The sequence below is a fragment of the Pseudomonas sp. GCEP-101 genome, assembly GCF_025133575.1.
Lineage (GTDB): Bacteria > Pseudomonadota > Gammaproteobacteria > Pseudomonadales > Pseudomonadaceae > Pseudomonas > Pseudomonas nitroreducens_B.
This window is the reverse complement of record NZ_CP104011.1, coordinates 4,440,865-4,463,612: the sequence shown is the minus strand read 5'-3', so window position 1 is coordinate 4,463,612 and position 22,748 is coordinate 4,440,865. Positions and strand designations below refer to the sequence as shown.

Here is a 22,748-nt window from a genome sequence, read left to right as displayed (position 1 = left end):
ATACGGGACAACGTAGGGCGCATAACCCGGAACGGGTTATGCGCCCTACGGGTACAGCAGGAATACTGCTTCGTAGGATGGCGTGGAGCGCAGCGATACCCATCAATTCCCTGCACCAACCGCATGGGTATCGCTGCGCTCCACCCATCCTACAAAGAGCCTTCAGCCAAAACGGCGGATAACGCCCCAGGCGTTATGCGCCCTACATGACTGAGCTGGTGCGAACGCGCCGGGGGTTGATCGCCCTTGCGGCGGAAAACACTTGAAGCGTTATTCGCCCTACGCGCCGTCCTCCTGATGCTCGAACCCAGGGCAGTCGCAGGCATGGCCAGCCCCTACAGGCCGACCGGAAACTGCACGTGTAGGAGCGGGCCATGCCCGCGAACAGCGGACAAAGTCCGCACCGACAGACCGCGCCAGACCTCGATACGCACACAATCCGTCCAGCAACGTGCGGTCAGCCCCCACTGGTGCCCTCCCCCCAACAACGCCACAATGACCCGCACTCCAGCATCGGACCGAGCATGATCACCCTCCGCCACATCGAAGTCTTCCGCGCGGTCATGACCACCGGCAGCGTCACCCGCGCCGCGGCGTTCCTGCACACCAGCCAGCCCACCGTCAGCCGCGAGCTGGCCAGGCTGGAGCAGCTGGTGGGCTTCGAGCTGTTCCTGCGCGAGCGCGGGCGGCTGGCGCCCACGGCGCGGGCGCTGATGCTGTTCGAGGAGGTGGAGCGCTCTTTCACCGGGCTGGACCGCATCGTCGCCTTTGCCGGCAGCCTGGGGCAGTTCGCCGAGGGCAAGTTTTCCATCGGCTGCCTGCCGGCGCTGTCCCAGGCGCTGCTGCCGGAAGCCTGCAAGCGCTTCAGCCGGGAAAACCCGGCCATCAGCCTGGAAGTGGCGGCGCTGGAGTCGCCACATTTGGAAGAGGCGCTAAGCGCCCAGCACCACGACATCGGCCTGATCGAGAACGACGACGCCCCGCGCGGCACCGAGTTGCAGCCGCTGCTGGCGGTGGACGAGGTGTGCATCCTCCCGGACGGCCACCCGCTGCTGGCCCGTGAACGCCTGGCGGCGGCGGACTTCGCCGGCCTGCCCTTCGTCAGCCTGGCCACCAGCGACCGCTACCGGCACCTGATCGACGCCGTGTTCCTCGGCGCCGGCGTACAGCGGCAAATGCAGGTGGAAACCCACAGCGCCGTCTCGGTGTGCAGCATGGTCCGCGCCGGCCTGGGTCTGGCCGTGGTCAACCCGATCACCGCGCTGATGTTCCAGGGCCAGGGCATCCAGCTGCGCCCGCTGGCGTTCTCGCTGCCGTTCCAGGTCAGCGTGGCAAAACCGCTGTACCGCCCGGCCACGCCGCTGCGCGAGCGCTTCGTCGCGGCGCTCCAGGCAGAGGCCGGCGTGCTGGTGCAGCGTCTGCGTGAGGCCGGTGTGGGCTGCACCCTATATCAAAATTGAATTGACTCGATAACAAGCGGCATTATTCAGCTCCACAAATGGCCGGTAGACTAGCGCCATCTACCTTCGGAGCCCATTCATGTCCTTCCTCGCCCTGCCCCGCGCCGAACAGCTCGCCCTGCAATTCGGCACCCCGCTGTGGATCTACGACGCGGCCACCATCCGCGGCCAGATCGAGCGCCTGAAGAGCTTCGACATCATCCGCTTCGCCCAGAAGGCCTGCTCCAACCTGCACATCCTGCGCCTGATGCGCGAGCAGGGGGTGAAGGTCGATGCGGTGTCCCAGGGCGAACTGCTGCGCGCCCTGGCCGCCGGCTACTCGTGCCGCGAGGATGAATCCGAGATCGTCTTCACCGCCGACCTGCTGGACCGCGCCACCCTGGAAACCGTGGTCGAGCACGGCATCCCGGTGAACGCCGGGTCCATCGACATGCTCCGCCAGCTGGGCGAAGTCGCCCCCGGCCACCCGGTGTGGCTGCGCATCAACCCCGGTTTCGGCCACGGCCACAGCAACAAGACCAACACCGGCGGCGAGCACTCCAAGCACGGCATCTGGCACAGCGACCTGCGCGCCGCCCTGGACGTGATCCGCGAGCGCGGCCTGCGCCTGGTCGGCCTGCACATGCACATCGGCTCGGGCGTGGACTACGGCCACCTGGCCCAGGTCGGCGAAGCCATGCTCGGCCTGGTGCAGCAGGTGAAGGACGCCGGCCACGACCTGTCCGGCATCTCCGCTGGCGGCGGCCTGTCCATCCCCTACCGCGCCGGCGATCCGGAAGTCGACACCGCGCATTACTTCCAGCTGTGGGACAAGGCGCGCAAGGCCGCCGAAGCGGTAGTCGGTCACTCGCTGCACCTGGAAATCGAGCCGGGCCGCTACCTGGTCGCCCAGTCCGGCTGCCTGCTCAGCGAAGTACGCGCCACCAAGGACGCCGGCCGCAACCACTTCGTGCTGGTGGACGCCGGCTTCAACGAGCTGATGCGCCCGTCCATGTACGGCAGCTACCACGGCATCAGTGTGCTGGCCGGCGACGTGGCCAGCCGCGAGGTGATCGACACCGTGGTGGCAGGCCCGCTGTGCGAGTCCGGCGATGTGTTCACCCAGGGCGATGGCGGCGTGGTCATCCCTCGCGCCCTGCCGCGCGCCCAGGTCGGCGACCTGCTGCTGATCCACGACACCGGGGCGTACGGGGCGTCCATGTCGTCGAACTACAACAGCCGCCCGCTGATTGCCGAAGTGCTGCTCGACGGCGCTGACGCGAAGCTGATCCGTCGCCGCCAGCGCGTGCAGGAGCTGCTGGCGCTGGAAGAGGACCTGGGCTGATTCCAGCCGGTCGCCTGCTCCTGCGGGCGGCATCGGCGCTGGGCGGTTCGCGAGCAAGCTCGCTCCTACAGTTTCACCCCGGCCTCGGAGTGCTCTTCGTAGGAGCGAGCTTGCTCGCGAACCCCGCAAACGCCGGCCCTGCCGGCGGATCGCGGGCGTGGCCCGCTCCTACACTGAGTCAGTGCCCTGCACGTGAGGCGGGCAAAGCCCGCCCTTGGCAGGGAACTCCCGCTCCTCACCGATCGATGCGCGTCGACAGAATGATCGACGACATCGTCCGCTCCACCCCGTCCAGCGCGCCGATGCGGTCCAGCACCGCGTCCAGGTCGCGGATCGACAGCGCCTCGACGATCACGATCATGTCGAAGTTGCCGCTCACCGAATGCAACGTCTTCACCTCGGCGATCTTCTCCAGCGCCTGGACCACCTGGTGCGACAGTTTGGGCAGCGCCGTCACCAGCACGTGGGCGCGCACCAGCGACTGCGCGTAGCTGTCCGACACCTTGATCGAATAACCGCTGATGATGCCCTGCTGCTCCAGCCGCTCGATGCGGCTCTGCACCGTGGAGCGCGATACGCCGAGCTTGCGCGCCAGCTCGGAGATCGACTCGCGGGCGTTGGCGCGCAGCAGGTTCAACAGCGCCGCGTCGGCGTTTTTCGTCATATTGCTCATCGTATTGGTCAATCTGCCTGAAAGCTCTCGCCAATCTTGCAGATTGTCAGGTTCATTTCAACGACGACCTTTGCAATAGTGGGCGCCACGGCGAGCCTTCACAGCTCGCCATTTCTTTGCCCGCGCGCCACCCATCGACTGGCCGCTGCGGGCCGCGAAAGCCTTGCCAAGCTGGTGATACAAGCCGGCACTCCGAACAAGAAGGACGCCTCCGATGCACAAGAACCGCCACCCCCATACCCCCGGCAAGAAACCGGTCACCATCTTCGGCCCGGATTTCCCCTTCGCCTTCGACGACTGGATCGAGCACCCCGCCGGCCTGGGCAGCATTCCTGCCGAGCAGCACGGCCAGGAAGTGGCCATCGTCGGCGCCGGCATCTCCGGCCTGGTGGCGGCTTACGAGCTGATGAAGCTGGGCCTCAAGCCCGTGGTCTACGAGGCGTCGAAGATGGGCGGCCGCCTGCGTTCGGAGACCTTCGAAGGCGCCGACGGGATCATCGCCGAGCTGGGCGGCATGCGCTTCCCGGTGTCCAGCACCGCCTTCTACCACTACGTCGACAAGCTCGGCCTGCAGACCAAGCCCTTCCCCAACCCGCTGACCCCGGCCTCGGGCAGCACCGTGGTGGACCTGGAAGGCACCAGCCACTACGCCGAGAAGATCGACGACCTGCCGGAAATCTTCCGCGAAGTCGCCCAGGCCTGGGCCGACGCGCTGGAGGACGGTGCGCGCTTCTCCGAGATCCAGGACGCCATCCGCGAGCGCGACACGGCCAAGCTCAAGGCCCTGTGGGACGAACTCGTGCCCAAGTGGGACGACCGCACCTTCTACGACTTCGTCGCCAGTTCCAAGGCCTTTTCGCGCCTGTCCTACCGCCACCGCGAGATCTTCGGCCAGGTCGGCTTCGGCACCGGCGGCTGGGACTCGGACTTCCCCAACTCCATGCTGGAAATCTTCCGCGTGGTGATGACCAACTGCGACGACCACCAGCACCTGGTCGTGGGTGGCGTAGAGCAGGTGCCGCGCGGCATCTGGAGCCACGTGCCGGAAAGCTGCGCGCACTGGCCGGCCGGCACCTCGCTGGCCTCGCTGCACAACGGCGCGCCGCGTCCGGGAGTGAAGAAGATCGCCCGCGCCGCCGACGGCACCTTCGCCGTCACCGACTACTGGGGCGATACCCGCCACTACGCCGCCGTCCTGGCAACCTGCCAGACCTGGCTGCTGACCACGCAGATCGAGTGCGAGGAAGCGCTGTTCTCGCAGAAGATGTGGATGGCCCTGGACCGCACCCGCTACATGCAGTCCTCGAAGACCTTCGTGATGGTCGACCGGCCGTTCTGGAAGGACAAGGACCCGCAGACCGGCCGCGACGTGATGAGCATGACCCTCACCGACCGCCTGACCCGCGGCACCTACCTGTTCGACAACGGCGACGACAAGCCGGGCGTGATCTGCCTGTCCTACTCCTGGATGAGCGACGCCATGAAGATGCTCCCGCACCCGGTGGAGAAGCGCGTGCAGCTGGCCCTGGACGCACTGAAGAAGGTCTACCCGAACGTCGATATCGCCAGCCACATCATCGGCAACCCGATCACCGTGTCCTGGGAGGCCGACCCGCACTTCCTCGGCGCCTTCAAGGGCGCGCTGCCGGGCCACTACCGCTACAACCAGCGCATGTACGCGCACTTCATGCAGGACGACATGCCCGCCGAGCAGCGCGGTATCTTCATCGCCGGCGACGATGTGTCCTGGACCCCGGCCTGGGTGGAGGGCGCGGTGCAGACCTCGCTCAACGCCGTGTGGGGCATCATGAAGCACTTCGGCGGCGCCACCCATCCGGAAAACCCCGGCCCCGGCGACCATTTCGCCGAGCTGGGCCCGATGGTCCTGCCGGACTGATGCAGCCCACTGGTTGAACAGCCGCTCGCACGGGGTCGGGATCGGGTGCACACTGCCGGGTCCCGGCCCCGCGCGTTTCGAAGGAGAACCCCCCATGTACCTCGCCCTCTACCAGTGCCCACCCGGCCCCGACGACGCCGCCGGCAACCTGCGCCGCCTGGAGCAGGCCGCGCAGCAGGCGGTGCTCAACGGTGCGGACCTGCTGGTGCTGCCGGAGATGTACCTGACCGGCTACAACATCGGCGCCCGGCGCGTCGCCGAGCTGGCGGAAGGCTGCGACGGGCCGTCCGCACAGCGCATCGCCGAGATCGCCCGCGAGCACAAGCTCGGCATCCTCTACGGCTACCCCGAGCGTGACGGCGACGCCATCTTCAACAGCGTGCAACTGATCGACCACCAGGGCGAACGCCGCGCCAACTACCGCAAGACCCACCTCTACGGCGACCTCGACCGCAGCCAGTTCAGCGCCTCCGACCAGGCGCCGGCGATCTTCGAGCTGGACGGCTGGAAGATCGGCCTGCTGATCTGCTTCGACGTGGAGTTCCCCGAGAACGTGCGCAGCCTGGCGCTGGCCGGCGCCGACCTGGTGCTGGTGCCCACCGCCAACATGCGCCCGTACGAATTCGTGGCCCAGGTGCTGGTGCCGACCCGCGCGTTCGAGAACCAGGTGTTCCTCGCCTACGCCAACTATGTCGGCAGCGAGGGGGAAATCGAGTACTGCGGCCTGAGCAGCATCGTCGCCCCGGATGGCCAGGTGATGACCCAGGCCCGGCATGGTGAAGAACTGCTGGTGGCCGAGCTGGACCCACAGCGCATCGCCCTGGCGCGCGAGGGGTACAGCTATGTGCACCTGCGCCGGCCGGTGCTGTATCGCAGCTGAAAAAAGCCCGGCATTACGCCGGGCTTTTTAGTGGTATTCGGCAAGAGGCAGCCTTGCTCTCGTGGGAGCGGACCTTGTCCGCGAAATCCCACAACCGGCACGATGCCGCAGGATCGCCACCCCTCCCCGCTGCACCCCACAGGCTTGTAACGCCCTGCTCGCTGAGCGATTCGCGGACAAGGTCCGCTCCTACGAGGGAGTCCCGCCGATCACCTCTCTCGCCGCGGGGGAGCCCCCTTGTAGGAGCGAGCTTGCTCGCGAACGAGCCCCCGGCCGCAACGGCGTCAAGCGGGTTCGCGAGCAAGCTCGCTCCTACAGGTTCTGCGCCGCCGTCATGCTGCGGTTACCACCCCGTAGGGCGTTATCCGCCAGTGCGGCGGATGTGCCACGCAGGATGCGCGCGACTTAAAGGTCCAGCACCAACCGCGTCGACTTCGCCCGCGACACACAGGCGCAGATCTGCTTGTTGGCGGCCTTCTCCTTGTTCGACAGGCAGTTGTCGCGGTGCTCCGGCTCGCCCTCCAGCACCTCGACGATGCAGGTGCCGCAGATGCCTTCGCGGCATTCGGTGTCGATGTCGCAGCCGTGGGCCTGGAGCACGTCCACCAGGCTCGACTCCGCCGGCACGTGGAGCACCACGCCGGAGCTGGCCAGCTCCACCTCGAAGGAGCCGGCTGGCGCCGCGCTGGCGGCCGGGTCGGCCTGGAAATGTTCGAGGTGGATGGCGTCTTCCGGGCGGCTGCGCGCGGCGATTTCCACCACCTTGTTCATGAACGGCGCCGGGCCGCAGGTGTAGACGTGGGCGTGCTGCGGCGCGCGCGCCAGGCACTCGCCCAGCACACGGTCGAGGTCGGCGGGTTCGACGCCGTAATGCAGCTCCACCTTGCCGGCGAACGCCTCGCTGCCCAGCAGTTCGACGAAGGCCGCGTGCGCGGCGGAACGGGCGAAGTAATGCAGGCGATACCGCTCGCCCCTGGCGTTCAGGCGGTAGGCCATGCTCAGCAGCGGCGTGACGCCGATGCCGGCGGCGAACAGCACGTGCTCGCGGGCTTCGGGCGCCAGGCGGAACAGGTTGCGCGGCGCGCCGATGTCCAGCTCCATGCCTTCGCGCACTTCGTGCAGCGCGACGGAGCCACCGCGGGAGGCGCCTTCCTTCTTGATCGCCACCAGGTAGGCCGCGCGGTCGTCCGGCGGGCTGCACAGCGAATACTGGCGCGTCACCCCGGTCGGGCCGGTGACGTCGACATGGGCGCCCGGCTCGTAGGCGTCGAACGGCTGGCCATCACAACGCACGAGGCGCAGGGAACGGATGTCCTGCGCTTCCTCGACGATTCTTTCGATTCTGACCTTCATCATGGCGGTTCCTGCAAGGCGTTGAGTGCGGGCTCTGTGGCCCCTTTCCGGCCTCTTTTTCATGAGCGGACGGGTTTACGGTTCGATATCGGAGCGAGGGCATTGCCTCTCCCCAGCTCTCTCCCCGAAGGGAGAGGAAGCAGTCAACTTCGGAGCGGGGGCTTTGCCCTCTCCCCAGCCCTCTCCCTGAAGGGAGAGGGAGGTGTTCGTGCTGGCTGATGCTGAGGTGTCATCCTGGCCGTACGGTTCCCCTCCCTTCTGGGAGGGGAAGTAGTTCGGCGTCTCCGGGTGGCACGGTGTTTCCGGCCCTGCCGATCAGTCCCCTCTCCCGCTTGCGGGAGAGGGTTAGGGAGAGGGGCTCTTGAGATATCCACTCTCCCGCACCAAAGCCTCAGCGCATGAACAACCCACCATTGATATCCCAGCACGCCCCCGTCACCGACCCGGCGTTCTCCGCGCAGAGCAGCAGCACGCTGTCGGCGATGAAGGTCGGGTCGCCCAAGCGGCCGGCGGGGATGGTCTTGAGGATCTGCTCCAGGCGCTCGGGCGCCACGCTCTCGTAGACCACCGGCAAATCCAGCGGCCCCGGCGAGATGGCGTTGACGGTCACGCCCTGGGCCGACAGCTCGCGGGCGAATACCTTGGTCAGGGTCGCCACGCCGCCCTTGGCCGCCGCGTAGTGGCCGCCAGTGGCGGTGCCGCCGTTCTGCCCGGCCAGCGAGGCGATGTTGACGATGCGGCCGAAACCGCGCGCCGCGAAGTGCGCGCCGAACACCTGGCAGGCGACGAAGGTGCCGCGCAGGTTCACCGCCATGGAGGCGTCGAAGTCCTCGGGGCTGATGTCCATGAGCGCGGCCACCTTCGACATCCCGGCGTTGTTCACCAGGATGTCGGCGCCGCCCCACTGCTCGGCGAGGCGGTCACGGACGCGCTCGAAGTCGGCCTTCTCCCGCGCATCCAGCTTCAACCCGACTGCCGTGCGGCCCTCGGGGTCCAGCTCGTCGGCCAGGCGCTGCACCGCTTCTTCGTTCAGGTCGGCCAGCGCCACGCGCAGGCCGGCAGCGTGCAGGCGGCGCGCGATGACTTCGCCCAGCCCGCGTGCGGCGCCGGTTACCAGGGCTACTCGTTGCATGGCGCGGCCCTCACAGCAGGAAGCCGAGCGCGTTGAGCGCGTCTTCGGCGTTGATCAGGCGGATCACCTTGCGCTCCAGTCGCGGCTGGCCATCGACGAAGCGGATGCGGTGGTTCAGGTCGGCAATGAACGGCGTCGCCACGCCGCGCTTGTAGGCGTAGAGCACCTGCGCCGAGTTCACCTCGACGAGGTCGCCCGCCGCTTCCACCAGGGTAAAGCGCGAGACGGTGCGCACGGTCTTGGCCGCGTCCACCGCCGACGGCGAATGGCCGCCGGTGAGGCGTTCGATACGCAGGGCACGCATGCGCGCGTCGTCGAACACGTAGTTCAGGCGCGCGGCGAAGTCATCGTCCTCGCCGTCGATCGGCACCACGTAGACGCCGTCCTCGCTCCACAGCTGCGACCACTGCGTGTAGTCCTTGCGGTCCAGCAGTTCGGCTTCGCGCCAGACGAATTCGATGGCCTTGGCCAGCGGGCCGGAGAAGCCGTTCAGGGTGTCGTTGCTCATTGGCTCATCATCCTTTTCCACATCCGGTACGCCTCGCGCATGCCGCCTTCGTCGGTGGCGTGGGAAACCTTGTCGCCATTCTCGGCGACCACTTCGCGGTTCAGGCCGCGGTTGACCAGGATCGGCGCGTCGACGCCGGCGTAGGAGCCACGCTGCACGCGGTCCCAGGCCTCGGCGTCATCCGGGCTGCCGAAGCCGAACGGGCCCTGGAAGTGCTCGTGGATGCGCATGCGCTCGCGGTTGGCGATTTCCGGGCCGCCGTCCATGCCCAGGGCGACGTGGCGAATCTCGGTCTCGGTGACGGAGATCGGCCGCAGCACGCGGAAGAACGACATGGACATCGCCACGTTGGGGAACAGGTTGAGGTTGAAACCGGCGCCGTGCAGCGAGCGGACGATGCGGCGCACCTGGGCAGGCTCCATGGTTTTCGACAGCTCCGCGGTGACGTGGGCGAAGCGCTCCTGGAGCTGCTCGGTGCCGTCGTCGTGGTCCAGGTCGACATGCTCGGGGACCATCACCATCACGCTGTGGCCGTTACCCAGGGCGTGGGTGACCGCCTGCTCGTCGCTCATGAACGAGAGCATTTCCTCGGTCTCTTCATCCACCGAGGACATGAACGACTTGTGCACGATGGGGAAGTGGTAGCCGTCGGTGGTGTTCTCCAGCTGGATCTTCCAGTTGCCCTTGAAGGTGAACTTGTGTTCGCCCTGGGTCTTGATCGGGTAGCCGGCGCCCTGCTTCATGAACAGGTCCATCCAGTGCTTGGCGCCGCCGAGGAAGTCTTCCAGCGGTTCAATCTCGTCGTTGTAGGTGGCGAACACCATGCCGGCGTAACTCTCGACGCGCAGGCTGGTCAGCGGCAGCTCGGACTTGTCGAGGATGTCCTCGTAGCCGTCCGGGTACGGCAGCGCGCGCAGCTTGCCGTCCAGCGCGTAGGACCAGCTGTGGTACGGGCAGGTGAAGCCGGTGGCGTTGCCCTTGTGCTTCTCGCACACGGTGGCACCACGGTGGCGGCAGCGGTTTTCCAGGACGTTGATGTTGCCCTTCTTGTCGCGCACCACGATCACCGGGCGGCGACCGACGCTGGTGGTCTTGAAGTCGCCGGCGTTGCGCACCTCGCTTTCGTGGGCGACCCACACCCAGGTGCGGTAGAAGATCTTGTCCATCTCCGCGTCGAACAGCTGCGGGTCGTTGTACAGCGAAACATCGACGCGGTCGTCGCCGACCAGCTCTTCGACGCTGCGCGACCGGGCGATCAGCCGGTATTCGTGAGCGCTCATGCCCCTCTCCTCATGCCGATTTCTTGTGTTTTGGCGCAGGCCGCGTGGCGGCCAGGCTGTGTTCGAGTTGCGCGCCGAAGGCGCACACGCGTTCGTCGTCGCCCTGGCGGCCGACGATCTGCAGGCCGACTTTCAGCCCGCCGCAATCCAGGTCCACCGGCACGGTCAGCGCCGGGTGTCCGCTCAGGTTGAAAGGCCGCACCAGGGGCGTCATGCCGGCCACCGACTTGCCGTTGCGCGCGTCGCTGAGCAACGGCGGCAGGTCGGGCATGGTCGGCAGCAGCAGGACCTCGAAGTCCTCCAGCGCGGCGTCGATGGCGCGGCTGAAGCTGACGCGCACCTTCTCCGCCTCGGCGCGCTCGGCGTCGGTGGTGCGGCTGGCCAGCAACAGGCGCTGTTCGACGTCGGCGCCGATCAGGCCCTTGCCGGTCAGCGCCGCATAGGCGGCCCAGTTCTCGTGGTTGATCACCACCAGTCCGGCGTGGAAAGCCGCCTCGAATTCACCGAGGAACAGGTGGCTGCGGCGCCAGCCGGCGCGGTCGGCGGCGGCGCCCAGGCAGGCCTGGATGTGTGGCGCCGCCGGTACGTCGAGGAACGCCACGCGGGCGCCCTCGCCCGGCAGCTGCACCTCGCCGAAGCCGGGGCAGATGACCTGCATGGCGGCAATCAGGTCGGCCATACGGGATGCGAACGGGCCGACGCAATCCAGGCTGCTCTGCGCCGGGTGCACGCCGTCGCGGCTGACCCGGCCGAAGGTCGGCTTAAGCCCAGCGATGCCGCAGCAGGCCGCCGGCACGCGCACCGAACCACCGGTGTCGGTGCCCAGGGCGATATCCGCCAGCCCGGCAGCAACAGCCGACGCGGAGCCGCTGGAGGAGCCGCCCGGCACACGGTCGGGCGCCATCGGGTTGATCGGCGTGCCGGTCCAGTCGTTGATGCCGGTGACGCCGAAAGCCAGTTCGTGCAGGTTGGTCTTGCCGACGATCTGCCAGCCGGCGTCGAGCACGGCGTCGACCACGAAGGCGTTGCGCGCGGCCGGCGCGGCATCGGCCAGCGCGCGGGTGCCACAACGGGTCGGATGGCCGGCGATGTCGATGCTGTCCTTGACCGCGACGCGCTTGCCATTGTCGCTGCGGCCCAGGAGGAATTGGCTGACGAAGGTACTCATGCGCGGCACTCCTCTGCGCTGCCCAGCAGGCGCTGCGACAGGCGCTGGGTGCGGAAGTGGCTGATCTGCCAGCGCCCGTCGATCTCGCGGAAGTCGATGTCCAGGCGCGTGCCGAACAGCTCGCTGTGGCCCTCGGCGTAGGTCGAGAGCTGCTGCATGAGCCATTGCCCGCGCGCGGTGCGGCCGTCGACGCGGATCGACTCGCTGGTGAGGAAGTGCAGGTTCAGCGTGAAGTGCGGCGACGGCGGCAGGTAGCCGTAGACGAACGCGGCAATCGCCTCGCGGCCCTGGTGATGGCCGAAGGTCTGCGCGGTGGACGCGCCGATGCCCTCCCACACCGCGTCCTCGCTGAACAGCTCGGCCAGCTCTGCGAGCGCCACCGGCGCGTGCGGCACGTCGCAGAGGTCCATGTAGCGGGCCATCAGCCGGCGCACCTGGCTTTCCCCTTCGAGGGTCTCCAGGCGCCGGTTCAGCTCGGCCATGCTCAGGCTGCTCATGGCTCAGGTCCGCGCTGCTTCGGGGATGGTCAGCGGGCGGCCGATGCGCGCCTCGACCTTGGCGTACTTCCACAGGCTGTACTCGCCCACCGGGGTAGTGCGGAACAGGTTGCAGGCGTCGATCACGGTCTGGTGGCAGTCCACGTCGGCCATGATGTAGACGGTCCACGGCGAGGTGGTGGACGGGCCGACCATCAGGCGGTCGTCATCCAGCACGCCGAGCACGTTCATTCCCGGCAGCGCGCCGAGGTCGCTCATCATCTGCGAGAAACCCTTCCACACGGCGATGCCTTCACCGGTGGGCAGGTCGAAGAACGGCTGGGCGATGCCGATGCAGAACAGCACGCGCAAGGGTTCGGTGGTGGGGCGGGTCATGGCTCGGTCCTTAATTCTTGTGTCAGATGTATCCGGGGAACGGCGGCACATCGAGCAGCACCGCGCCGGCGCCGTCGTACATGCCGTCGCTCAAGAAGGCGTGCTGGGTGACCACCATGGCGTCGCGCAGGTAGCGCTGCAGCGGGTGGTGCAGGTAGATCGCCGTGGTGCCGGCCAGGGTGTAGGCGCGGCGCACCACGTCGGCGCCGGCGCGGGACACGTGCACGGCGGACAGGCGCAGCTGGCTGACCTGCTCCGGGCTGACCGCATCGCCGGCGAGAATGGCGTTCCAGACGGCCTCGGTGGCGTCATAGAAGAAGCCGCGCGCGGCCTGCAGTTCGGCTTCGGCCTTGCCGATCTCGATGCGCACGTAGGCCCGGTCGCCCAGCTTGGGCGCGCCGGTCACGCCGCTGGAGGACGCCATGCGGGTGATCTCGTCCAGCGCCGCGCGGGCCAGGCCAAGGTTGACCACGGCGAGCACCTGGGCGGCGTAGGCGATGGTCGGGTAGCGATACAGCGGCTCGTCGATGCTCGATTCGCCGCCGCGGATGAAGGTCCAGTCATCCGGAACGAAGGCATTGTCCAGTTTCAGGTCGTGGCTGCCGGTGCCCTTGAGCCCGACCACGTTCCAGTTCTCGACGATCTCCACGTCCCTGGCGCGCAGCAGCGCGGTGCGCGGCTTGCCGCCCGGGCCGCCGATACCGATGCCCACGCCGAGCACGTCGGCGCCCTTGCAGCCGCTGGCGAACTTCCAGGTGCCGCTGACGCGCCAGCCGCCTTCCACCTGGGTCGCCGGCTGGATCGGGAACAGGCCGCCGGCGAACACCAGGTCCGGGCCGTCGGCATAAAGCTCGGCAAGGGTGTGGCGCGGCAGCGCGGTGAGGTAGGTGCTGGCGCTGCCGAAGCTGGCGACCCAGCCGGCGGAGCCATCGGCTTCGGCGATGCGCTCCACCAGGTGCAGGAACTCGGCCGGCGGCAGCGCATCGCCACCGAAGCAGCGCGGGGTCGCGGCGCGGTAGATGCCCACGTCGCGGAAGCGTTCGATCATGTCGCGCGGCACATGGGAGCGGGTGTCGAACTCCTCGCGGCGCTGGCGGACTTCATCGAGCACGCGCTGAAATTCGAGGGCACGGCCGTCCGCATCGAGCGGTTCGGCGAGGGCGGCACGCAGCATGGCGTCATCTCCGGTTGTTCTTGTAGGGCCGGCCCGTTCGATGCGGGCCGGTCGTCGTTGGGGCCAGTGTATGAACCGCCCTGCCCGCCCAACCATTGGGGCGTGCAGCCTCGCGTCTAAAGGAATCCCCTAGTCGCCGCCGGGTTACTCCGCAGTCCCTTCGCGCTACGCTGCGCGGTATAAAGACAGCACCTGCCTGCCCGAGCGTGCCCGATGTTCCAGCCCCAGCCCGACGACTTCCTCGCCCTGCTCCAGGCCATGCCGCTGTGCGTGATCCTCCATGACGCGCAGACCAAGGAAATCCTCTGGGCGAACAACGCGGCGCTGGCCGTGCTCGGCTTCACCCTGGAGGAGCTGGTGCCGCTGAAGGCCCCGGACATGACCGCCAAGGCCCCGCAGTACCGCCGTTCGGTGGGCCTGCGCTGGCTGGAGGGTGCCGCGCGCACCGGCCAGCGCACCATCGAGTGGTGCTACCGCTCCAAGCAGGGCGTGGAGATCCTCTCCGAAGCGGTCGCTACCCGCGTGGCCCTGCACGAGCGCGACGTGCTGATGGTGCAGTTCCGCGATATCTCGAAGGAGAAGCAGGTCGAGCGCGACCTGCAGCGTTTCGAAAGCCGCCTGAAGGCCTTCATGCAGGACCTCGCCGAGGGCGTGGCGGTGCTGGACGCCGACGGCAACCTGCGTTTTCTCAGCGAATCCGCCCTGCCGCTGCTCGGCGGCAGCCAGGACGACTGGATGGCGCACAACTTCCTCGGCCGCTGCGACAGCGCCACGCGCCCGCGCCTGGAACATCACCTGGCCATGCAGCCGCCCAGCCGCGAGCCCTACTCCGTCAGCTATCAATTGCAGCGCCTGGACGGCGAATGGCGCTGGCACCACGCGACCTGCCGATACATCGAGATCGAGGACGACCTGGTCGGCCACCTGCTGCTGTTCCGCGACGTCACCGAGCAGGTTCGCGCGGCGCAGGCGCAGCGCCAGAGCGACCAGAAGCTGGAGTACCTGGCGCGCTACAACGCCATGGGCGAAATGGCCCTGGCGATCGCCCACGAACTCAGCCAGCCGCTGGCCGCCACGCGCAATTTCATCGAGGGCGCGCTGATCCGCCTGGACCGCGAGCAGAAGGCCGAAGCCTCCGCCGCCTGGGGCCTGGACAGCGCCGTGCGGCAGATCGAGCATGCCTCGCTGATCATCAAGAGCGTGCGCGAATACGTGGTGAAGCTGGAGCAGGCCGAACAGCGCATCGACCTCAACGAACTGCTCGGCGAGACCCTCTACTTCATCAGCCTCAAGGCCCAGCCGAGCAACGTGCGGGTCGAGCTGGAGCGCTGCGACGAACCACTGTGGGTGAGCTGCGAGAAGGTGCTGGTCGGCCAGGTGATCCTCAACCTCGCCTTCAACGCCGTCGAGGAAATGCTCAACCTTCCTGAGGAACGCCGCTTGCTGCGCATCCGCACCTCGCGCGAGGGCGGCAGCGCGCGCCTGGCGGTCCTCGACCAGGGCCGCGGTATCGAGGCCGGGGCCAAGGAACGGCTGTTCGACGGCTTCTTCACCTCCAAGGTGAGCGGCAACGGCATCGGCCTTGCGCTGTGCCAGAGCATCGTCTCGCGGCACCGCGGGGACATCTGGGCAGAAAACGTCGAGCCGTGCGGCGCGATGTTCTGCTTCGAGCTGCCGTTGGCGGAGTGACGGACACCCCAGCGCCCCCCTGTAGGAGCGGGCCATGCCCGCGATCGCGCCCATCGGGCGCTGCTGCGGGTTGACACAGATGTATCCGGCTACGCCGCAGATCAACTGAAACGCCGGCCTTGCCGGCGGGTCGCGGGAATGGCCCGCTCCTACAAAAGAAGGCCGGCGCACACACTGTTTTTCGCCCCTGAAGACTTCCAGAGAAACATCCGCACGCGCCGAACGCCCCGTTCAGGAGGCCGAGTGGAAGCGGAGTTTCAGGGGTTGAGCGGGATGGATGCCGCGAGAGCCGCGATGGGCCAGGGATGGCCCACCGCGGCATGCCCCTGGAACTGCGATAGAGCGAGGGCATTTTTCGCCTAAGCGAAAAACCGGATGTCCGGGGCAAGACCTTTGCCTGCTTTGCGTCGTTTGGCAAAGTAGGTCGCCCGAGGGGGCGAAACCACAATACATCCGCGCACGCCGAAGCGACGCGGGAACGCCCAGGTCGACGCAGCCAAACAGGATCGACATTCGAGCACGAACACGGCGCCGGCCCTGCCGGCGGGTCGCGGGCATGGCCCGCTCCTCCAGGGTGTATCGGCGACAGGCGGTTCGCGAGCAAGCTCGCTCCCATGAAAAACGGCGCCCGCAGGCGCCGTCGTCAGCTCAGGAACACCTCACCCGTTGGCCTTCTTGATGATCGCCTCGGCAATGTTCGCCGGCGCCTCGGCGTACTTGGTGAACTCCATCGAGTAGCTCGCCCGCCCCTGGGACATCGAGCGCACGTCGGTGGCGTAGCCGAACATCTCGCCCAGCGGCACCTCGGCGCGGATGACCTTGCCCGCGGGCGTGTCTTCCATGCCCTGGATCAGCCCGCGCCGGCGGTTCAGGTCGCCCATCACGTCGCCCATGTAGTCCTCGGGCGTCACCACCTCGACCTTCATCACCGGCTCCAGCAGCACCGCACCGCCCTTCTGCGAAAGCTGCTTGGTGGCCATCGACGCGGCGATCTTGAACGCCATCTCGCTGGAGTCGACGTCGTGGTAGGAGCCGTCGAACACCGAGGCCTTCAGGCCGATCAGCGGGTAGCCGGCGAGCACGCCGTTCTGCATCTGCTCCTCGATGCCCTTCTGGATCGCCGGGATGAATTCGCGCGGGATCACGCCGCCGACCACCTCGTTGACGAACTCCAGGCCGTCCTTGCCCTCGTCGCCCGGCTCGAAGCGGATCCAGCAATGGCCGAACTGGCCGCGGCCGCCGGACTGGCGGACGAACTTGCCTTCGATCTCGCACTTCTTGCGGATCGCCTCGCGGTAGGCCACCTGCGGCTTGCCGATGTTCGCCTCGACGTTGAACTCGCGGCGCATGCGGTCGACGATGATGTCCAGGTGCAGCTCGCCCATGCCGGAGATGATGGTCTGCCCGGTTTCCTCGTCGGTCTTCACGCGGAACGAGGGGTCTTCCTGGGCCAGCTTGGACAGGGCGATGCCCATCTTCTCCTGGTCGGCCTTGGTCTTGGGCTCCACGGCGACGGAGATCACCGGGTCGGGGAAGTCCATGCGTTCGAGGATGATCGGCTTGTCGATGGAGCACAGGGTGTCGCCGGTGGTGACGTCCTTCATGCCGATCAGCGCGGCGATGTCGCCGGCGCGCACTTCCTTGATTTCCTCGCGCTGGTTGGCGTGCATCTGCACCATCCGCCCCACGCGCTCCTTCTTGGTCTTCACCGAGTTGAGCACGGCGTCGCCGCTGGTCAGTACGCCGGAATAGACGCGGGCGAAGGTCAGGGTGCCGACGAAGGGGTCGGTGGCGATCTTGAACGCCAGCGCGGAGAACGGCTCGCTGTCGTCGGCATGGCGCTCCAGGTGCTTCTCTTCGTCGTCCGGATCGGTGCCGTTGATCGCGGGGATTTCCGTGGGCGCCGGCAGGTAGTCGATCACCGCGTCGAGCACCAGCGGCACGCCCTTGTTCTTGAACGAGGAGCCCAGCACCGCCGGGACGATCTCGTTGGCCAGGGTGCGCTGGCGCAGGCCAGCCTTGATTTCCTCGACGGTCAGCTCCTCCCCTTCGAGGTACTTGTTCATCAGTTCCTCGTTGGCTTCGGCGGCGGCCTCGACCATGTGCGAGCGCCACTCCTCCGCCAGCGCCTGCAGCTCGGCGGGGATCGGCTCCTCCGTGTAGCTGGTGCCCTGGTCGGCGTCGTTCCAGACGATGGCCTTCATCTTCACCAGGTCGATCTGCCCGGCAAAGGTTTCCTCCGAGCCGATGGCCAGCTGGATCGGCACCGGGGTATGGCCCAGGCGCTGCTTGATCTGCGCGACCACGCGGAGGAAGTCGGCGCCCTGGCGGTCCATCTTGTTGACGTAGGCCAGGCGCGGCACGTGGTACTTGTTGGCCTGGCGCCAGACCGTCTCAGACTGCGGTTCGACGCCATCGGCGCCGCTGAACACCACCACCGCGCCGTCGAGCACGCGCAGGGAGCGCTCCACCTCGATGGTGAAGTCGACGTGGCCGGGCGTGTCGATGATGTTGAAGCGGTACTTGTGGTCGTACTGCTTGGTCGATCCCTGCCAGAACGCCGTGGTGGCCGCCGAAGTGATGGTGATGCCGCGCTCCTGTTCCTGCACCATCCAGTCCATGGTCGCCGCGCCGTCGTGCACCTCGCCCATCTTGTGGTTCACCCCGGTGTAAAACAGGATGCGCTCGGTGGTCGTGGTCTTGCCGGCGTCGACGTGGGCGACGATGCCGATGTTGCGGTAAAGCTCGATGGGCGTGGTGCGAGCCATGGTGTGCTCCGTATCTGCTGGGTGACTGCCGGGCCTGCTGCTGCGGGTCCGTTGCCTGCGCGGGACGGCGAGAGGGCGTGCGGCATCAGAAATTTCTGCGCGCAACAGGCTCAAGGTAGCGCGTCTTCGTGGCAATTCCAGTCTCCGTGCGCCGAGGTTGCCGTCGTCCGACCGACTGCGTCGCCATTGCACTATGCCAATGGGAAACCATAAAATGATAGGCATTCTCAAATGAAAATCTGACGCACTCATTGTGGCCCTCGTCGAAACCCCGTCCCCGCAGCACTTGCACACCCTCTACAACGAGCACAACAGCTGGCTCCAGCAGTGGCTGCGCGGCCGATTGGGCAACGCCTGGGATGCCGCCGACCTCGCCCATGACACCTTCCTGCGCCTGTTGCGGCGGCCGCTGGACGACCTCGGCGAACGCCCGCGCGCGCTTCTCACCCACATTGCCAAGGGCCTGCTGGTGGACCGCTGGCGGCGCCAGGAGATCGAGCGCGCCTACCTGGAAAGCGTCGCCGCGCTGCCGGAACAGTCGGTGCCCGGCCCGGAGACCCGCGAGCTGATCCTCGAAGCGCTGGAGCGCATCGATACCGCACTGAGCGAGCTGCCGGCACTCACCCGCGAAGCCTTCCTGCTGTCGCAACTGGACGGCCTCACCTACCCGCTGATTGCCGAGCGCCTGGAGATTTCCCTCGCCAGCGTGAAGCGCTACATGCGCGCCGGCTTCATTGCCTGCCTGAGCGCGGCCTGATGCGCGAGCAACCGCTGGACCCCGGCATCCTCGGCGAAGCCGCCGACTGGCTGGTGCGCCTGAACGAACGCCCCGCCAACAGCGCCGACCTGCAGGCCATCGAACAGTGGCGGGCACGCAGCGCGCAGCACGCCGAAGCCTGGCGCCGCGCCGAAGCGCTGCTGGGCCTGCGCCAGCTGCCGCCGGGCCTCGGCCGGCAGAGCCTGCAACGCAGCGGCCTGAGCCGCCGGCAGATGCTCAACCGCCTGGGCGTGCTGATGGCGGTGGCGCCGGCCGCCTGGCTGGCGGCGCGGCACCTGCCCTGGGCGGAATGGAACGCCGACCTGCGCACCGCCGTGGGCGAGCGCAAGCACCTGCGCCTGCCCGACGGCAGCCAGCTCACGCTCAATACCGCGAGTGCCGTGAACCTGGCCTTCAACGACCGCGAGCGGCGCCTGCGCCTGCTCGAAGGCGAGATCCTCCTCGATGCGCAGCCCGAGCCACGCCCCTTCCTGGTGGACAGCCGCCATGGCCTGCTGCGCACAGCGGCGGCGCGTTTCAGCCTGCGCGACCTGGGCGATGCGTGCAGGGTGGCAGTGCTGGACAAGGCGGTGAGCGTCGAACTGCCGGGGTCTGCGAGCCAGAGGGTCGGCGCCGGCCAGCAACTGGTCTTCGGCCCGCTGGAATTCCAGCCCTTGCAGGCGGCAGACGCCAACGCGAGCGCCTGGGAGAACGGCATGCTGCTGGCCCAGGGCATGCGCCTGGGTGACCTGCTGGACGAACTGGGCCGCTACCGCAGCGGCATCCTGCGCTGCGACCCGCGCCTGGCGGATCTGCGCGTGACCGGGGCCATTCCGCTGGGCGACAGCGACGCCGGCCTCGCGCTGCTGGCGGACATGCTGCCGGTGAGGCTGCGGCGGATGACGCGGTACTGGGTGACGGTGGAGCCAGCGTGAATGGCCAGCACCCGCGTGGGGCGCAAAACCTGTAACAGTTCATGCGCCGTTGCCACGACGGCGGATAACGCTGGCGCGTTATGCGCCCTATGACCAGTTACCCCTGTGCTCGCGACTCTCCCTCACCCCAGCCCTCTCCCTCAGGGAGAGGGGGGCCGTTCGGCGCAGGATAAAACCCACTGCATCAGCCGGCACGATCTGCTCCCTCTCCCCCTGGGAGAGGGCTGGGGTGAGGGCACGCCCCACTCCGAAATATCCGGTCATCTGCAGGAGCGAGCTTGCTCGCGAACAGATTCTCCGGCCGCACTGGCGTTAGGCGGTTCGCGAGCAAGCTCGCCCCTGCAACATAAGCCCAACACTCTGAAATTTTTCGCCCACCCTGACACCTTTTCCGATCTCGCCCGGTGAAGAGGCAGAACCCCTCCATTCGCCGACAGGAACACGCCATGCTCCTCCGCTCCCGCCTTCGCCCGCACTCCCTTGCCCTGGCCGTCGGCCTGGCCCTGACCGGCGGCGTCGCGCTGCCGGCTCTGGCCGCCGAAGCCGCCAGCCAGCAGCGCCAGCACGCCATCGCTCCCGGCCCGCTGGGCGAGGTGCTGGCGCGCTTCGCCGCCCAGGCCGGGGTGCCGCTGGCATTCGAGGCGCAGGCGCTGAACAGCCGGCAGAGTGCGGGCCTGAACGGCAGCTTCACCCCCGAGCAGGGCCTGGAGCGATTGCTCGAAGGCAGCGGCTATCGCCTGGTGCGCAAGCGCAGCGGCTACGGCGTGGAGGCCGCCCCCGATGACAGCGGCGCGCTGGAAATGGACGCCACCACCGTCAGCGGTGCGCTGCAGCAGCCCGGCGACCTGCCACCGGCCTACGCCGGCGGCCAGGTCGCCCGTGGCGCTCAACTGGGCATGCTGGGCAACCAGGACATCCAGGACGTGCCCTTCAGCTTCGCCAGCTACACCGCCAGGACCATCCAGGACACCCAGGCACAGACCGTCGGCGACGTGCTGCTCAACGACGCCTCGGTACGCCAGGGCAACGGCTACGGCAACTTCTCGCAGATCTTCGTCATCCGCGGCCTGCCGCTGAGCACCGACGACGTCTCGCTCAACGGCCTGTACGGCGTCACCCCGCGGCAGATCATCGGCACCGAGTCGCTGGAGCGCGTCGAGCTGTTCAAGGGCCCCAACGCCTTCATCAACGGCGTGACGCCCAGCGGCAGCGGCATCGGCGGCGCGGTCAACCTGCAGACCAAACGCGCCGAGGACACCCCCACCCGCAGCGTGACCCTGGGCTACGGCAGCGATAACCAGATCGGCGAACACCTGGACCTCGGCCAGCGCTTCGGCGAGGACAACCGCTTCGGCGCACGGGTCAACGTGGCCCAGCGCGAAGGCGAAACCGGCGTCGACGACGAGAACCAGCGCTACAAGCTCGCCACCGTCAACCTCGACTACCGGGGCGAGCGCCTGCGCCTGGTGACCGACTTCGGCTACCAGAAGCAGCGCATCAACCAGGGCCGCCCGGTGGTCTACGTCGGCAGCGGCGTCACCGGCATTCCCCACGCCCCGGACGCCGACCACAACTACGCCCAGTCCTGGAGCTATTCCCAGCTCGAAGACACCTTCGGCCTGTTCCGCGCCGAGTACGACCTCAACGACAGCTGGACGGCCTACCTCTCCGGTGGCGCCAAGCACACCCGCGAGAACGGCGCCTACTCGGCGCTCACTCTCACCGACGACAGCGGCGCCGCGGGCGGCGGCATGATGGACGCCACCCACGACGAGGACAACAAGAGCGCCATGGCCGGCCTCAACGGCCACTTCGCCACCGGGCCGGTCAGCCACCAGATGAACCTCAGCGTCGCCGGCATCTGGGCCGAGCAGCGCAGCGCCTACACCATGGTCAGCAAGCGCTACCCGACCGACCTCTACCATCCGGTGCAGACGCCCAAGCCCGCGCCAACCCTGACCGGCGGCGACTACAGCGACCCGGGCATCGTCGGCAAGACGCTGAACAAGAGCGTGGCCGCGGCCGACACCCTGGGCTTCTTTGATGACCGCGTGCTGCTGACCGTCGGCGTGCGCCGCCAGAACATCGGCACCGATGGCTGGAACTACGCCGGCAAGCGCACCGCCAGTTACGACGAATCCATCACGACGCCCGTCTACGGCCTGGTGGTGAAGCCCACCGAGTACCTGTCGCTCTACGCCAACCGCATCGAAGGCCTGGCCGCCGGCCCGACCGCGCCCAGCAGCGCGGCGAACTTCGGCGAAGTCTTCGCGCCGAACCGCTCCAAGCAGGTGGAAGTCGGCGCCAAGCTGGACTTCGGCCGCTACGGCGGCAACCTGGCGTTCTATCGCATCGAGCAGCCGTTCAGCACCACCGATCCGGACTCCAAGCTCTTCAGCGTCGACGGCGAGCAGGAGAACCGCGGCATCGAGCTGAACCTCTTCGGCGAACCGCTGGACGGCCTGCGCCTGCTGGCCGGCGGCACCTGGATCGACACCGAGCTGAAGAACACCGCCGGCGGCAAGACCGACGGCAACCGCGCCGTGGGCGTGCCGACCTTCCAGTACAACCTGGGCGCCGACTGGGACGTGCCCGGCCTGCAGGGCGCCGCCCTCAACGGCCGCGTGCTGCGCACCGGCGGCCAGTACCTGGACGCCGCCAACGACCTCAGCATCCCCGCCTGGACGCGCTTCGACCTCGGCGCCCGCTACGCCTTCACGGTGGACGAACGCGCCGTGACCCTGCGCGCCAACCTGGAAAACCTCGCCAACAAGGCCTACTGGGCTTCCACCATCGGCGGCTACCTGACCCAGGGCGACCCGCGCACCCTGAAACTGTCGATGACCGTCGACTTCTGATTTCCCCTGCGACAGGGACG

The 22,748-nt window shown here is 67.8% G+C and carries 18 protein-coding genes; 8 read left to right on the top strand and 10 right to left on the bottom strand.

From position 1 onward, the window contains the following. Positions 1-524 precede the first annotated feature (524 nt). Positions 525-1,460, top strand: coding sequence for a LysR family transcriptional regulator (locus N0B71_RS20445; protein ID WP_259754561.1), 936 nt, complete (start codon positions 525-527; stop codon positions 1,458-1,460). A 79-nt stretch (positions 1,461-1,539) separates the two neighbouring features. Next, a complete protein-coding gene (gene lysA, locus N0B71_RS20440) occupies positions 1,540-2,784 on the top strand; it encodes a diaminopimelate decarboxylase (RefSeq protein WP_259754559.1) in 1,245 nt (414 codons plus the stop codon). A gap of 235 nt (positions 2,785-3,019) precedes the next feature. Here the strand turns inward: lysA and N0B71_RS20435 are convergent, their stop codons facing one another. Then, positions 3,020-3,448 (bottom strand): Lrp/AsnC family transcriptional regulator, encoded by a 429-nt coding sequence (locus tag N0B71_RS20435; protein WP_088417584.1) that lies wholly within the window; start codon positions 3,446-3,448, stop codon positions 3,020-3,022. A gap of 223 nt (positions 3,449-3,671) precedes the next feature. Here N0B71_RS20435 and N0B71_RS20430 point away from each other — a divergent pair, with 223 nt between their 5' ends. Together N0B71_RS20430 and N0B71_RS20425 are read left to right on the top strand one after the other, a co-directional pair. Next, entirely contained in the window at positions 3,672-5,354 is a 1,683-nt protein-coding gene (locus N0B71_RS20430) for a flavin monoamine oxidase family protein (RefSeq protein WP_259754558.1), read from the top strand. Positions 5,355-5,448: 94 nt separating this feature from the next. Then, entirely contained in the window at positions 5,449-6,234 is a 786-nt protein-coding gene (locus tag N0B71_RS20425) for a carbon-nitrogen hydrolase family protein (RefSeq protein ID WP_259754557.1), read from the top strand. A 405-nt stretch (positions 6,235-6,639) separates the two neighbouring features. Here the strand turns inward: N0B71_RS20425 and N0B71_RS20420 are convergent, their stop codons facing one another. The 8 genes from N0B71_RS20420 to N0B71_RS20385 form a co-directional block, all read right to left on the bottom strand. Continuing rightward, positions 6,640-7,590 (bottom strand): PDR/VanB family oxidoreductase, encoded by a 951-nt coding sequence (locus N0B71_RS20420; RefSeq protein ID WP_259754556.1) that lies wholly within the window; start codon positions 7,588-7,590, stop codon positions 6,640-6,642. 388 nt (positions 7,591-7,978) lie between these two features. After that, positions 7,979-8,719 carry an SDR family NAD(P)-dependent oxidoreductase gene (locus tag N0B71_RS20415; RefSeq protein WP_259754554.1) on the bottom strand — a complete coding sequence of 247 codons (741 nt, stop codon included), beginning with the start codon at positions 8,717-8,719 and terminating at the stop codon, positions 7,979-7,981. A gap of 10 nt (positions 8,720-8,729) precedes the next feature. After that, positions 8,730-9,227: an aromatic-ring-hydroxylating dioxygenase subunit beta gene (locus N0B71_RS20410; RefSeq protein ID WP_259754552.1), complete on the bottom strand. Its 498-nt coding sequence runs from the start codon at positions 9,225-9,227 to the stop codon at positions 8,730-8,732. Continuing rightward, the gene (locus N0B71_RS20405) at positions 9,224-10,507 is read right to left on the bottom strand and encodes an aromatic ring-hydroxylating oxygenase subunit alpha (RefSeq protein ID WP_259754551.1); all 1,284 of its coding nucleotides are present in this window, start codon (positions 10,505-10,507) and stop codon (positions 9,224-9,226) included. The genes N0B71_RS20410 and N0B71_RS20405 overlap by 4 nt, the downstream gene beginning before the upstream one ends. 10 nt (positions 10,508-10,517) lie before the next feature. Then, positions 10,518-11,675, bottom strand: coding sequence for an amidase (locus tag N0B71_RS20400; RefSeq protein ID WP_259754550.1), 1,158 nt, complete (start codon positions 11,673-11,675; stop codon positions 10,518-10,520). Beyond that, positions 11,672-12,172 (bottom strand): nuclear transport factor 2 family protein, encoded by a 501-nt coding sequence (locus tag N0B71_RS20395; RefSeq protein WP_442964622.1) that lies wholly within the window; start codon positions 12,170-12,172, stop codon positions 11,672-11,674. The genes N0B71_RS20400 and N0B71_RS20395 overlap by 4 nt, the downstream gene beginning before the upstream one ends. A 3-nt stretch (positions 12,173-12,175) precedes the next feature. Beyond that, the gene (locus N0B71_RS20390; RefSeq protein ID WP_259754549.1) at positions 12,176-12,547 is read right to left on the bottom strand and encodes a hypothetical protein; all 372 of its coding nucleotides are present in this window, start codon (positions 12,545-12,547) and stop codon (positions 12,176-12,178) included. 22 nt (positions 12,548-12,569) lie between these two features. Beyond that, positions 12,570-13,721 carry an acyl-CoA dehydrogenase family protein gene (locus N0B71_RS20385; protein ID WP_259754548.1) on the bottom strand — a complete coding sequence of 384 codons (1,152 nt, stop codon included), beginning with the start codon at positions 13,719-13,721 and terminating at the stop codon, positions 12,570-12,572. Between the two features lie 213 nt (positions 13,722-13,934). Here N0B71_RS20385 and N0B71_RS20380 point away from each other — a divergent pair, with 213 nt between their 5' ends. Continuing rightward, positions 13,935-15,410, top strand: a complete 1,476-nt coding sequence (locus N0B71_RS20380; protein WP_259754547.1) for an ATP-binding protein — start codon at positions 13,935-13,937, stop codon at positions 15,408-15,410. 659 nt (positions 15,411-16,069) lie between these two features. Here the strand turns inward: N0B71_RS20380 and fusA are convergent. Beyond that, positions 16,070-18,178: an elongation factor G gene (gene fusA / locus N0B71_RS20375; protein ID WP_259754546.1), complete on the bottom strand. Its 2,109-nt coding sequence runs from the start codon at positions 18,176-18,178 to the stop codon at positions 16,070-16,072. 253 nt (positions 18,179-18,431) lie between these two features. On the opposite strand from fusA, the gene N0B71_RS20370 reads away from it, so the two are divergent. The 3 genes from N0B71_RS20370 (at position 18,432) to N0B71_RS20360 (ending at position 22,728) form a co-directional block, all read left to right on the top strand. After that, positions 18,432-18,935 (top strand): sigma-70 family RNA polymerase sigma factor, encoded by a 504-nt coding sequence (locus tag N0B71_RS20370; protein ID WP_259754545.1) that lies wholly within the window; start codon positions 18,432-18,434, stop codon positions 18,933-18,935. Then, on the top strand, positions 18,935-19,870 hold the full coding sequence (locus N0B71_RS20365; RefSeq protein WP_259754544.1) for a FecR domain-containing protein: 936 nt from the start codon (positions 18,935-18,937) through the stop codon (positions 19,868-19,870). Before N0B71_RS20370 ends, N0B71_RS20365 begins: the two co-directional genes overlap by 1 nt. A gap of 446 nt (positions 19,871-20,316) precedes the next feature. Beyond that, positions 20,317-22,728 (top strand): TonB-dependent receptor, encoded by a 2,412-nt coding sequence (locus N0B71_RS20360; protein ID WP_259754543.1) that lies wholly within the window; start codon positions 20,317-20,319, stop codon positions 22,726-22,728. The last annotated feature ends 20 nt before the right edge of the window (positions 22,729-22,748 follow it).